This window comes from Merdibacter massiliensis, from assembly GCF_900155395.1.
Lineage (GTDB): Bacteria > Bacillota_I > Bacilli_A > Erysipelotrichales > Erysipelotrichaceae > Merdibacter > Merdibacter massiliensis.
In genome coordinates this window covers 39,425-53,131 of record NZ_LT699725.1, presented here as the reverse complement: position 1 = coordinate 53,131, position 13,707 = coordinate 39,425, and the positions used below count along the sequence as shown (strand labels likewise).

Sequence of the window (13,707 nt, the reverse complement as noted above, 5' to 3'; positions counted from 1 at the left end):
CTCCTTATTTTTTCTTCTGACGGAAATAATTTACACCATTTACAAAGATATTCTGCTCTTTATTTCCATCGATATTTTTAAACAATCCTTCTTCATAGCGTTCGCTGTGACCCATTTTTCCTAAGATACGACCATCGAGAGAAGTAATTCCTTCGATTGCATAAGTAGAACCATTGATGTTGTAGACACCATTCATTGTTGGATCACCGTCTTGATCGACATATTGCGTCGCCACCTGTCCGTTCGCAAATAATTGTTTTGCGACTTCTTCACTAACGACAAACTTACCCTCTCCATGGCTCATAGCAATACTGTGACATTCCCCAGGAACAAAACTGGATAACCATGGAGATTTATTCGACGCAATGCGCGTTTTCGCAATGTGCGAAACATGGCGATTGATATTATTACGGAACAAGGTAGGAGAATCACTATTTAATTTTGTGATATCACCATACGGCAACAATCCCGATTTGATCAGCGCCTGGAAGCCATTGCAGATACCTAAGATCAATCCATCATTTGCCAATAATGTTTGAACTGCCGCATTTACTTGCGGATTGCTCAATACATTTGCAATAAATTTGCCGCTGCCATCCGGTTCATCACCGCTAGAGAATCCGCCCACGACCATCAAGATCTGAGCAGAAGCTATTTTTTCACTCAGCTCTTTCAAGCTTCTCTCAATGCTTTCTACATTCAGGTTATTGAATACATATGTTTCTACTTCTGCTCCCGCGCGAATAAATTGCTGTGCTGTATCGTACTCACAATTCTGTCCCGGGAATACTGGAATGATGACTTTAGGATGTTCATAATACTGTTTCGGCTGCAGCTGTTCTTTTGTTTCATATAGCGGCGTTTCGATCTTTGTTCCATCTTGATCCACTGCCATTGGATAAATCGCATCATAGCGCTCACACCATGCATGGATCGCCTCTTCAATGGATGCCTGTTCTTCATTAAAGACAAGCTGTGCTTCCTGTGTCGTGATGCCTAATAATTCAAATGCATCATCCAAGATCGTTTCTTTTGCTTCTACTACAATGCTGCCGATCTCTAAATCATACAGCGAATGATCGCTCTTGATCGCAGCGCCGATCTTATTGCCAAATGCCATTTTGCACACAGCTTCTGCGATTCCGCCAAACTTCACTGTTGCGGCAGAAACGATGCTGCCATTTCGAATTGCCTGACGAACTTTGTCGAAATTTGTCTTTAATTCATCATAATTTGGAGTATGGTCCGGATTAGCATGATGACGGATCACATAAATATAATTACCGGCTTTTTTAAATTCAGGAGAGATGATATTTTGTGTTTTTTCAGTTGTTACCGCAAAAGTGATCATGGTCGGCGGTACATGAATGTTATTAAAAGTACCGGACATAGAATCCTTTCCGCCAATCGACGGTGTTTCAAAAGCCAATTGCGCTTCAACCAAGCCTAACAAAGCCTGCATTGGTTTTCCCCATTTTTTAGGATCTTCATGCAAACGTTCAAAATATTCCTGATTGCTTAAGCGGCATGTACGATAATCGCCGCCTAATGCAGTTACACGGGCCAAAGCCTCGACAACAGAATAGCTAGCTCCTAAATAAGGCGAGAAACGAGCAATTTCTGGATGGAAGCCATGCGTCATGATCGAGCAAGTATTGGTAAAGCCGAAGACTGGTAATTTTTGAACAGAACCTTCTGTTTCTGTTAACTGGTACTTTCCGCCAAATGGCATCAATACCGTAGATTTGCCAATAGAAGCATCAAACATTTCCGCTAATCCAATTTGACTGGCTACATTTTCTTTACGCAAGTTATCTAAGATCGTCGATGTTTGCAGAACAAACGGATCTTTTTCTACTTCACCTTCGCTGATGCATACATCTTGTACACCTCGTACGCCGTTTGTATCCAAGAAGGCACGCGACATATTGACAATTTCTTTCCCCTGGAATGTCATGACCAAACGCGGTTCTTCACTCACCTGCGCAACGATACATGCATCTAAATTTTCTTCATAGGCATATTGTTTAAATTCTTCAAAATCTTTCGCTTCGATCAAGACAGCCATACGTTCCTGCGATTCAGAAATGGCCAGCTCCGTTCCGCTGAGTCCCGCATATTTTACAGGCACTTGATCCAGATCGATGCGCAGCCCGTCTGCCAGTTCCCCAACAGCAACGCTGACACCTCCGGCGCCAAAATCATTGGCCTTCTTGATCAGTTTCGTTGCTTTCGGATTGCGGAACAAGCGCTGCAATTTACGTTCGATCGGTGCATTTCCTTTTTGAACCTCCGAAGAGCACTTTGTCAGTGATGTGTCATTATGTTCTTTTGAAGAACCCGTTGCACCGCCGACACCATCACGGCCTGTTGCGCCTCCAATCAAAACGACGATATCGCCTGGCTGTGGTTTTTCTCTTTTTACATTTGCCTTAGGCGCTGCTCCGACAACGGCACCTACTTCCATACGTTTTGCTACATAGCCTTCATCAAAGATCTCTTTGACATAGGTCGTAGCTAAACCAATCTGGTTTCCATAAGAGGAGTATCCTTGTGCAGCACCTTTGGAAATGCGGCTTTGCGGCAGCTTGTGTTCTAATGTCTCGCTCAGATCTTTCGTTATATCTCCTGCACCTGTGATGCGCATTGCCTGATAAACATAACTACGGCCAGAAAGCGGATCACGAATCGCACCGCCGATACATGTACTTGCACCACCAAATGGTTCGATCTCTGTTGGATGGTTGTGTGTCTCATTTTTGAACATCAACAGCCAATCTTGTTCTTCACCATCTACATCTACTTTGATTTCAATAGAACAAGCATTGATCTCATCGCTCACTTCCAGATCCTCTAGTTTTCCTCGCTTGCGCAATGCTTTACCGCCAATGGTCGCAATATCCATCAATGTCATGACTTTACGATTGCCATGAACTTCTTCACGCAACTGTAAATAGGTATCATATGCTTTTTGAATCGTTTCTTGCAAGGCACCTGCTTCAATTTTTACATTTTGCAGGATCGTCTCAAACGTTGTATGACGGCAATGATCTGACCAGTAAGTATCCAGTACTTTCAGTTCTGTCATTGTCAAATCGCGTTTTTCTTCTTCTTTGAAATAGCGCTGTACATGCTGGATATCAGCTAATGTCATTGCCAAACCTTCTTTTTCACGAAGTGCCTGCAACTGTGCCTCATCATAATTGATAAATCCGTGAATCGTCGGCACCGGTTCGATCGTAACATCTTCTTCATTGACCAAGATGCTCAAATCCTTTTCACACATTTCTACCGGATTGATCAAATAATGTTTCACTGCATCGATCTGTTCATTATTCAGTGTACCCTCTAATATCACAATATGACCGCTTTTGATGATGACATCGCTTTTATTATTTAATAACATCAAACATTGTTGTGCGCTGTCTGCACGCTGATCATATTGACCAGGTAAACATTCATAAGCAATATACGTCTTGCCTTCCAAATCAACCTGATCATACACATCATCAGTCACAACTTCTGACAATACTTTTTTCTTCAATAATTCAATATCTCGTGCATCTGCATGAAAAACATCATACGTATTGTAAAGAACAACCCCCTGCAATGTGGAAAGATTAAGGTTCGTCTTTAGATCATGATATAAAGAATCTGCTTCTACACGATATGCTTCTCTTTTCTTTACAAAAATGCGAGTATCCATTTGCTTCTTTCGAAAAGCCCTGCTTTTCGTTCTCCTTTCTTTTTAAAGATCTAAGTATGAGTTTGCCAAGACTTTTTCAGCCTGTGCTTTTTTAAATTCTTCTACTTTTCTCATCATATCCGGATCGGCCAATCCGATCATTTGTGCAGCTAAGATTGCCGCATTTTTCGCACCTGCTTTTCCAATTGCTGTTGTTGCGACCGGAATACCTCCTGGCATCTGAACGATGGATAACAATGAATCCAATCCCCCCAATGCACTTGTCTGCATCGGAACACCGATCACCGGCAATGGTGTGGAACTAGCGATCACGCCAGCTAAATGAGCGGCACCACCAGCCCCGGCAATAAATACACGAATCCCATTTTCCTTTGCTTCTTCTGCTAGTTTTAACGTTTCATTCGGTGTACGATGGGCACTCAGTACACGTACGACATAAGGAATCTCAAATTCTTTCAACATGTCAATGGCTGCTTCCATCGTTGGCAGATCGGATGTAGATCCCATAACGATGCAAACTTGTGGTTGTTTTTTCTCGCTCATTTTTTCTCCTCCTCAAAAATAAAATGCATGTCTACAATGTAAAACATGCATGATAAAAACAATCAAAATTTGATATTAATATAGCGCATCTACTTAAGACCATAAGTAAACCCTCCTATAAAAATATAAAAGACGTATGCCGCACAAGCAAACACACGTCCCATGAAAGAGTGTACGTTTACTTGTAGTCCCACTATTTACGGCAGCGGGGTAGAAACTTGCCGACCATATCTCGGCTGATATACAAGCATAACTGTCTGTGAATATAATACATGAGATTTGTCTTGATATCAAGATTTTTTTATATTTTCCCAGGAAATAATTACAATATCCCTTTTCTTGACGTCTATTCTAAGGATCTTAAAGCTGCGATCAGAGCTGTCTTCTGTGTTGCTTTCTCATCTTTTGCTTTGATCACACGGGCAGGGGTGCCGGCTACAACCGTATTAGCCGGAACATCTTCAATGACCACTGCACCAGCTGCTACAACTGCACCTTTTCCTACATGCACGCCTTCAATGACCACGGCATTCGCACCGACAAGCACATCATCTTCAATAACTACCGGCGTTGCACTGGCCGGCTCAACAACACCGGCAAGAACGGCACCGGCACCAATATGGCAATTCTTTCCAACTGTCGCTCTTCCTCCTAAGACAGCACCCATATCGATCATTGTTCCTTCTCCAATCACGGCACCGATATTGATGATGGCCCCCATCATGATCACCGCATTATCTCCGATTTCTACTTGATCGCGAATGATAGCCCCCGGCTCTATGCGGGCATGAACTGCTTTCATATCCAACAAAGGAACAGCGCTGTTGCGGCAGTCATTTTCCACGATCACATCGATCATTTGTTCTTTATTTGCTTCCAATACAGGTTCAATATCTTTCCAATCGCCAAAAACGACCTGTCCAAACTGATGGCAGTGAGGAAATTCAATTTCTTCTTTTGCCTGATAATACACTTTTACAGGTGTCTTTTTTTCTGCATCATGTATAAAATTGATAATTTCTTGTGCATTCATATAATCTCTCCAATCAATTCATTCATCGTATAGTATCCATTTGGTTTCTTTTCCATATAACGCAATGCTTTCCATGCCCCATTTACAAAAATCTGGCGGCTCGTTGCGGTATGTGTCAATTTCAACGTTTCATCTTGTCCAAAATAGAAGACTGTATGTTCTCCTGCAATCGTTCCCCCGCGAAGAGAATGAACGCCAATCTCTTTTCCGCGTTTTCCAACAAATCCTTCACGTTGATATACTCGTTTATACGCATGCTTAGGATCCATTGCTTCTAACAGCATCGCTGCCGTTCCACTTGGCGCATCCTGTTTTTGATTGTGATGCGTTTCTACGATCTCCATATCAAAATCTTCCTCTAACAATGGAGTTGCAATTTCTACCAAACGTCGTAAAATTGCTACGCCATAAGAATAGTTTGCTGAATAAAAAATTGGACAACACTTAGAAGTTTCTTTCAACATCTTGGTTTCCTTTTCTGTTAAGCCTGTGGTACCGCAAATCAAGATGCTGGGATGCTCATTGAGATATGTACAAATACCTGCAATATTATTCGGATGTGAAAAATCAATAATTGCATCGCATTCGATTCCTTCAAAAGAAGATGCATCTGCTCGTTCAACAAATCCAACTACTTCATGCTGATGTTCTTGGGCACTTTGCCGAAACAAAGTACCCATCCTTCCTGTTCCTACAATCAAGATTCGCATAAACCATACTTCTCCATTACTTCTTTCAAATGTGCATGATCTTCCGGCATCATTTCACAAAGCGGATAGCGATATCCTCCTACCTGCATTCCCATTAAATTCATAGCAGCTTTGACCGGGATCGGGTTCACTTCACAGAACAACGCCTCAATCAAATCCAGATATTTTAATTGTCCTTCTTTGCTGGCAACCACGTCTCCTCTATGCCAGCTGGCCACAATCTCATGTGTCTGTTCAGGAACGACATTCGCAAGCACGCTGATCACGCCGCTGGCTCCTAACGATAACATACTGGTAATCATATCATCATTGCCGCTGTACATGGCAAAATCATCATTTACATAACGCGCGATACGCGCTGCAAAAGAAATACTGCCGCTGGCTTCCTTGATACCACAGATATTTGGATGTTTGCTGAGCTGTGCAACTACATCCTCACTGATGCTGCAACCTGTTCTGCCAGGAACATTATACAGAATGATCGGTGCACTGACTTGATCAGCAACCTGCACAAAGTGCTGGATCATACCATTTTTGTTTGCTTTGTTATAATATGGAGAGATCATCAACAATGCATCTGCTCCCATATCAGCATAACGCTTTGCTTTTTCTACAGCAGTCTGTGTACAGTTACTGCCTGCACCAACGATGACCGGAACACAGTGATTGACATAATCAATCGTCAGCTGAGCAACAGCATCATCTTCCTCATGCGTCATCGTGCTGCTTTCTCCAGTAGTTCCCAGAACAAGAATTCCATCTGTTGAATGAGCAATGTGCCAATCTAACAGTTCTTTTAATTTTTCAAAGTTCACGCTCCCATCTTCATGAAACGGTGTGATCAACGCTACGATACTTCCTTTAATTGGCTTCATATTCATACTCTCCTTTCATGATACGGATTGCTGGTCCGCTCATCATCACATGACCATTTGTTTCTATTGACAACAAAAGTTCTCCCTTTGGCAGAAGCACTTTTGCATGGTTCCCCATTTTATTTAATCGATTTGCACAGACCAAAGAAGCACACGCTCCTGTTCCACATGCCAAAGTCATTCCACAACCTCTTTCATAAGTACGCATGCGCATTTCTTGTTCATTTAAGATCGTAACAAAGTTTACATTTGTTTGATACTGAAAGTAAGGATGTTCACAAATCATCTTTCCTACTCGCTCCATGTCGATGGATTGCTGTTCGACAAAGACCACCGTATGGATCGTCCCCATGAATAAACTGTAGATCTTGATCTTTTCCTGTGGAGATAATGGTATTTCCTTTCCCCAAATCGGCTGCTGTATGCCAATGAGGTTCAGATCATCTTTCGCTGTCCCCATATCGATTCGAACAAAAAACGGCTGATGATCGATTATTTCAACTTCCTGATTTCCTGCTAAGGTGCTGACTGTAAACTTATCTTTTTCTACAATTTTTTCATCTGTACAATAAGCACTGAAACAGCGGATGCCATTCCCGCACATCGGTGCACGGCTTCCATCTTGATTATAAAAGATCATCTCTAAAGGATCTTCTTGAACAATGATCATCCCGTCTGCACCGATGCCTGTATGACGGTCGCACGCTTTGATTGCCAGTTCTTCAAGATCTATGTCTTTTACATCCTGATAGCGTGCAATTACAAAATCATTGCCGCATCCATGATATTTTGCAACTGGAATTTTCATTCAAACGTACACTCTCCTCTCAATAAATCTTGATAAGTCTCACGTTTTACTACACAGTGGCTTTTTCCATCTTTAACGAAGACCACTGCCGGCCGGCATAAACGATTGTATTCGCTTGCCATGCTGAATCCATATGCTCCTGTCGTATAGACAATCAACAAATCTCCCGGTTTTGTTTCCGGCAGATCCGCTTCTTCGATCAATACATCACCCGACTCGCAACACTTGCCGGCCACACAGGTAGGGATCTTTTTTTGCTCATTCATTCGATTGGCAATCGCACATCGATATTTTGCCTGATACAAAGCAGGCCGTATATTGTCGCTCATACCTCCATCCACAAAAACATAATGTCGATGCGGTGTTTGTTTTTGAAAACCAACAGTATACAATGTCATGCCGGCTTCTGCAACGATGCTCCTTCCTGGTTCGATCAATATTTTTTCTAACGGCAAATGATATTTTGTTTTTTGTTTTTCACAGGCACGCAAGATCGTTTGTGCAACGGTCGGTATCGGAATTGGTGCATCATCTGATGTATAATGAACAGCAAATCCACCGCCTACATCTAAACATTTTGTTTCTATTCCATAGGTCTGCTGCATGTCCCAAAGAAATTGACCCATTACTTCCACTTCTGTTTCAAACGCCTGCGGCTCAAAGATCTGAGAACCGATATGTGCATGAAAGCCATCAAATAGGATATGATCTGTTTTTTGAAATAAAGCAATCAGCTGTGCCAGCTGCTCTTTCTCATGAATGGAAATACCAAATTTGCTGTCATCATGTGCTGTGACGATATATTCATGTGTATGTGCCTCTACACCTGGATTTACCCGAATCAATACATGTACATCATATGCTTGATCCTTCATGATGGAACAAAGATATTCTCCTTCCATGACATTATCGACGATCAAAGTTCCCACTTTTGCCTGCAAAGCTTCTTGAATTTCCTGCATAGATTTATTATTTCCATGAAAATGAATTTTTTGCGGATCAAACCCTGCCTGTAAAGCAGTGTATAATTCTCCACCGGAAACGACATCCAGACTCAAATGATGTTTCTTTGCCAGACGCACGACTTCCTGTATGCAAAATGCCTTTGATGCATATAACACTTCTGTTTCAAATGCACTGCTTTGGAAATATCGAACATATTCTTCCATTTTTTCTTCCAATGCATTTTGATCATATATGTATAACGGTGTTCCATATGTATCTGCCAATTCTTTTACAGTGACACCTTGTATCTGCAACATATCTTCCATTTTGCGATCCTCCTAAAAAACGGTCGACAAGTGCAATCTTATCGGCCGTATTGGTTTTCATCTTAAGATAGCACTCCTACATTCGTAGACAGTCTGCTATATGTTCTATAACAGCCCACCATTCTTGCATGCCTGCAAGAACAGTTCGGCAAAGTCGCCTCCAAAACAATTCAAACGCCTGCCGGCTTATTGTTTTTTCATCTTCTTTGCGCCTCTATCAATATTTGACTTTATTATACAATGTTTTCAATTATTTTCAACTATTTTTTCATATTTTACAACTTGTGTAATATTTTTCATTGTATCGATCCATCTTTTTAGCTACAATAATACAAAAAAGAGGTGTTAATCATGTTTGAAAAAATACAGAAAATCCGAAGAGATTTACATGAAATCCCGGAATTAGAATTAGATCTGCCGCAGACCATGGCATATTTGACCAATGAATTAAAACAGCTGCCCTGTCAATTAGAATTTCCGATGCACAGTGCGATCCTTGCTTTCTTCAATAATGATTGTGAAAAGACTGTTGCTTTTCGCAGCGATATGGATGCTCTTCCGGTAGAAGAAAAAACAAATGTGTCTTATCAAAGCAAACACAAGGGAATCATGCACGCATGCGGACATGACGGACATATGACTATTTTATTAGGATTTGCTCATCATTTAGCTACGTATTTCCATACACTTGACCATAATGTGTTGCTGATCTTTCAGCCCGGAGAAGAAAATCCTGGCGGTGCAAGGTTATTGGTAGAAGCAGGAATATTAGAAAAATATCATGTCTGTTGTATCTATGGAATGCATCTTTGGCCCGAATTAGCCGCCGGCAGCATTGCAACCAGAAAAAAATCAATGATGGCGCGTTCCAGCGAGATCAATATTGATATTCAAGGAAAAAGCGCCCATGCAGCAAAATATCAGGAAGGCTGTGACGCTTTAGAAATAGCATGCCGCTATTTGTGTGATCTATACGAAATGGAAGAGAAAATATCGCCGAGCGAGTATCGATTATTGCGTTTTGGTGTTTTTCAGTCTGGTACCATTCGTAATGTAGTCAGCGACCATACACGCCTGGAAGGTACGATACGTGCCTGTACGGACGAGACCTTTGCTTATATGCGATCTCAATTAGAAAAAATTGCTGAAAAATATGCACCAGCAACATTTTCTTTTTCTTATAGCGAAGGCTATCCTGCCCTTATCAATGATAAAAAGCTGGTCGATCAAGCAGCTGCGGTTCTCCCCGATCTGCTTTTATTAAAAGAACCCCAATTGATCACAGAAGATTTTTCCTGGTATCTGCAACGCATACCCGGTGTTTTCTTCTTCTTAGGAACTGGAACGAACATTCCTTTGCACAATGATCATTTTGACTTCGACGAACACATTCTCTTAAAAGGAATCGAAGCTTTTGTCTCATTAAGCAAGCAGCCTATTGCTGATCAATGATCCTGATTGAGCCTTCTGCCGCAATTTTGACAATACGAACTTCCCTCCATCAACTTTGTCCCACAATAAGGACAATAGTGAAAGACTTCCTGCGCATTTGTCCAAGATGAAGGCATTTCTGTATGAGCAGGATCCATTTCGTCTGTAATATCAAACAATGAATCTCTTTCTTTTTTTGTAGCATTGCGAAAATGATAAATAGCATTGACGGCTGCCATCGCGATAAAAAGGACCCCAAATAATGAAAAGAAGATCGGAGCCCCACTATTGGTAGCCAACAATGTCCATAAGATACCAAAAGCGATGGCGAATAGATTGCCTATTCCATTTTGAAAAGAAGGACCTCTTCCCGGTTTGATGCTTCTCATATTTCCACCTCCGGCTTTAATTATATATACTATACTGCAAAAATAGAAAGTTTGCATGACTCTTTTCCTTTTGTTATGATGAAAGTAACAGGAGGGATCAATGATGAAATATCAAATAATCGGCGATACAGATTGCCCGCTTATTCAGATTGCATTAGACCAGGGAGAAGTCGTACGCATTGAACGAGGCTGCATGGCTTACATGTCCAATGTAACACTGGAAGGCAAGATGAACACCAGCAAAAAAGGAATCAGCGGCATGTTCAGTGCAATCGGCAGATCGATTACCAGCGGCGAGAGTTTCTTTATCACAGAAGCAACCGGTGCAGGAGCGGATGCAAAATTAGGGATCGCACCTGCCGTGCCGGGAAAGATCGTTTGCCTGCATGTAACGAACGGACAACAATATCGATTGAACACAGGAGCTTTCTTGGCATGCGATCATTCTGTAGAATATGTAATGAAACGTCAAGAGATAGGCAAAGCTTTTTTTGGAGGAACTGGCGGATTGTTTGTCATGGAAACTCAAGGAGATGGTGATGTATTGATTGCCTGCTTTGGAGATATCCTCGAGCTGGATGTCACGCCATCTTCTCCAATTACGATCGATAATGAACATGTCGTCGCCTGGGATGCTTCACTTGATTATTCTATTCGTGTGGCTTCCGGTACATTTGGCTTTACTTCTGGTGAAGGTCTGGTCAATGAATTTAAAGGAAATGGAAAAGTGTATATTCAAACGCGCAATATTCATAATCTAGCAGATGCACTACGCCCGTTCTTCCCAAGCAGCAGCAGTAATTAGCTTTCGATGCAATCAAAAAGAAGATGAACGCCATCTTCTTTTTATTTCTGCAACAATTTCACCATTACTGCTTTTTGTGCATGCAAACGATTTTCTGCCTCCTCAAAAATTTCATCCGCATGTGCTTCGAATATTTCTTCTGTGATTTCTTGTCCACGATATGCAGGCAAACAATGCTGCACCATAGCATGCGGCTTTGCCAACTGCATCAGTTCTTTATTGACTTGATAAGGAGCAAACACTTTCTGACGTACTTCCTTTTCGTCTTCTACCCCCATGCTTGCCCAAGTATCCGTGATCACGACATCTGCATCTTTTATTGCAGCAGATGGCTCATGTGTAAACTGAAAGCAATCATGCTGTTTTGCAAAATCCATCACCTGAGGATCCGGTTCATAACCTTGAGGTGTCGCAACACTGACCTGCATGCCTGTTTTTAAACCGCCAACAATCAGTGAATTTGCCATGTTGTACCCATCACCGATATAGCACATCTTCAAGCCTTCCAATACACTGTATTTTTCGCGTATTGTCATCAGGTCTGCAAGCACCTGACAAGGGTGGCTGAAATCCGTCAGGCCGTTGATAACAGGAATCGAACCAAATGCTGCCAAATCTTCTACTTCTTTTTGATCAAAGGTACGGATCATGATGCAATCTAAATAACGAGACAAGACTCGTGCTGTATCCTGGATAGGTTCCCCTCTGCCAATTTGCAGATCTCTGCTGGAAAGAAACAAAGACTGCATTCCCAATTGATAAGCACCTGTTTCAAATGAGACCCTTGTGCGCGTACTTGATTTTTGAAAGATCAAACCAATTGATTTTCCTTTTAAAACGGCATGTTCGATCCCGTGTTTTTTTTCATATTTTAATTGATCAGCCAGATTCAATATGGACAGAATTTCTTCTTTTGACAGATCCAACATTTTCAGCAAATGTTTCATTGCAAGACCTCCTTCATACAAGCTATTGCTTGATCAATTTCTTCTTTTGTTATGATCAGCGGCGGTAATATACGAAGCGTATCCTGCCCGGCAGTCAATAACAGCACCCCTTTTTCCTGCAGCTGCTTGACATAATCACTTCGTTTATCTGGATCAACACCGACACCGATCATCAAACCCAATCCGCGCACATCATGAATCGCCAAAGAATGAAGAGAGCGCAACTGTTCTCTAAAATACTCTCCTTTTTCTTTTACATCCTTTAAAAAGGACGGTTGATTGACAATAGACAAAACGGTTTGTGCACTGCGGCATGCCAGTAAATTTCCGCCGAAAGTAGAACCGTGCTGACCAACTTGCAATGTATCTGCACACTTCTCACTAAACAAGATGGCTCCGATTGGAATTCCTCCGCCCAGACCTTTTGCCATGCTCACAATATCTGGCTGAATACCATACTGCTCATAACAGAATAACGTACCGGTTCGCCCAATGCCCGTTTGTACTTCATCCACACAAACGAGAATATCTCTCTCTTTGCAATAAGCGCTCACTTGTTGAACAAAAGATGGGTCAAGTGGAACGACACCGCCTTCTCCCTGTATCATTTCCATGATAACAGCGCAAACATGTTCATCGATATGAGTCTTCCATTCATCAAAATCATTTGGCTGTCCATAATCAAAGCCTTCTGGAAATGGATAAAAATACTGATGAAACTTATCTTGTCCTGTCGCCATCAAAGTTGTCATCGTTCGGCCATGAAAAGACTGTCGCAATGTAACAATTTTATAACGGTCTTTTCCATAGTGATCAAATGAATATTTTCTTGCAGCTTTGATCATTCCTTCATTTGCTTCTGCCCCGGAATTGGAAAAGAAAACACGTGACATTCCCGTAGACTCTACTAATTCTTTTGCAACAAGTGTCATTGGTTCACTGTAAAATAAATTTGAACAATGCATCAAATGCTGCACCTGATCACAGATGGCATCTGTTAACTGCGGATGTTGATATCCTAAACAATTGACTCCAATGCCGGAAGTTAGATCGATATATTCCTTCCCTTCACTATCATAGAGACGTGCTCCTTTACCGCTGACCAGAGCGATATCATTACGTCCATATGTCTGCAAAACATATTGTTTTTCCAATGCTTCGATTTCTTTCAAATGCATTTTTGATTCCT

Annotated in this window: 12 protein-coding genes and 2 riboswitches; of the genes, 2 read left to right on the top strand and 10 right to left on the bottom strand. The window is 41.6% G+C overall.

Features of this window, described 5'->3' with window-relative positions:
- Positions 1-4: 4 nt before the first annotated feature.
- The 7 genes from BQ9859_RS05870 to lysA all read right to left on the bottom strand — a co-directional run bounded on the left by BQ9859_RS05870 (position 5) and on the right by lysA (position 8,946).
- Positions 5-3,706, bottom strand: a complete 3,702-nt coding sequence (locus BQ9859_RS05870) for a phosphoribosylformylglycinamidine synthase (protein ID WP_075877317.1) — start codon at positions 3,704-3,706, stop codon at positions 5-7.
- Positions 3,707-3,748: 42 nt separating this feature from the next.
- A complete protein-coding gene (gene purE / locus BQ9859_RS05865; protein WP_075877316.1) occupies positions 3,749-4,249 on the bottom strand; it encodes a 5-(carboxyamino)imidazole ribonucleotide mutase in 501 nt (166 codons plus the stop codon).
- Between the two features lie 165 nt (positions 4,250-4,414).
- Positions 4,415-4,516: riboswitch (purine riboswitch) on the bottom strand.
- Between the two features lie 79 nt (positions 4,517-4,595).
- Positions 4,596-5,282 (bottom strand): 2,3,4,5-tetrahydropyridine-2,6-dicarboxylate N-acetyltransferase, encoded by a 687-nt coding sequence (gene dapD, locus BQ9859_RS05860; protein WP_075877315.1) that lies wholly within the window; start codon positions 5,280-5,282, stop codon positions 4,596-4,598.
- Entirely contained in the window at positions 5,279-5,992 is a 714-nt protein-coding gene (gene dapB / locus BQ9859_RS05855) for a 4-hydroxy-tetrahydrodipicolinate reductase (protein WP_075877314.1), read from the bottom strand. Before dapB ends, dapD begins: the two co-directional genes overlap by 4 nt.
- The gene (gene dapA / locus BQ9859_RS05850) at positions 5,980-6,867 is read right to left on the bottom strand and encodes a 4-hydroxy-tetrahydrodipicolinate synthase (RefSeq protein WP_075877313.1); all 888 of its coding nucleotides are present in this window, start codon (positions 6,865-6,867) and stop codon (positions 5,980-5,982) included. Before dapA ends, dapB begins: the two co-directional genes overlap by 13 nt.
- A complete protein-coding gene (gene dapF, locus BQ9859_RS05845; protein ID WP_083662704.1) occupies positions 6,854-7,675 on the bottom strand; it encodes a diaminopimelate epimerase in 822 nt (273 codons plus the stop codon). Before dapF ends, dapA begins: the two co-directional genes overlap by 14 nt.
- On the bottom strand, positions 7,672-8,946 hold the full coding sequence (gene lysA, locus BQ9859_RS05840; RefSeq protein ID WP_075877312.1) for a diaminopimelate decarboxylase: 1,275 nt from the start codon (positions 8,944-8,946) through the stop codon (positions 7,672-7,674). Before lysA ends, dapF begins: the two co-directional genes overlap by 4 nt.
- A gap of 60 nt (positions 8,947-9,006) precedes the next feature.
- Positions 9,007-9,171, bottom strand: a riboswitch (Lysine riboswitch).
- Between the two features lie 126 nt (positions 9,172-9,297).
- On the opposite strand from lysA, the gene BQ9859_RS05835 reads away from it, so the two are divergent.
- Entirely contained in the window at positions 9,298-10,398 is a 1,101-nt protein-coding gene (locus BQ9859_RS05835) for a M20 metallopeptidase family protein (protein WP_075877311.1), read from the top strand.
- Here the strand turns inward: BQ9859_RS05835 and BQ9859_RS05830 are convergent.
- Positions 10,392-10,766, bottom strand: a complete 375-nt coding sequence (locus BQ9859_RS05830; RefSeq protein WP_075877310.1) for a zinc ribbon domain-containing protein — start codon at positions 10,764-10,766, stop codon at positions 10,392-10,394. The two genes, BQ9859_RS05835 and BQ9859_RS05830, sit on opposite strands and share 7 nt — an antisense overlap.
- Before the next feature lie 103 nt (positions 10,767-10,869).
- Between BQ9859_RS05830 and BQ9859_RS05825 the strand changes: the two genes are divergently transcribed.
- Positions 10,870-11,571 (top strand): TIGR00266 family protein, encoded by a 702-nt coding sequence (locus BQ9859_RS05825; RefSeq protein ID WP_075877309.1) that lies wholly within the window; start codon positions 10,870-10,872, stop codon positions 11,569-11,571.
- Between the two features lie 41 nt (positions 11,572-11,612).
- Here BQ9859_RS05825 and argF read toward each other — a convergent pair whose 3' ends face one another.
- Together argF and BQ9859_RS05815 are read right to left on the bottom strand one after the other, a co-directional pair.
- A complete protein-coding gene (gene argF, locus BQ9859_RS05820; protein WP_075877308.1) occupies positions 11,613-12,518 on the bottom strand; it encodes an ornithine carbamoyltransferase in 906 nt (301 codons plus the stop codon).
- The gene (locus BQ9859_RS05815; protein ID WP_075877307.1) at positions 12,515-13,696 is read right to left on the bottom strand and encodes an aspartate aminotransferase family protein; all 1,182 of its coding nucleotides are present in this window, start codon (positions 13,694-13,696) and stop codon (positions 12,515-12,517) included. Before BQ9859_RS05815 ends, argF begins: the two co-directional genes overlap by 4 nt.
- Between the last annotated feature and the right edge of the window lie 11 nt (positions 13,697-13,707).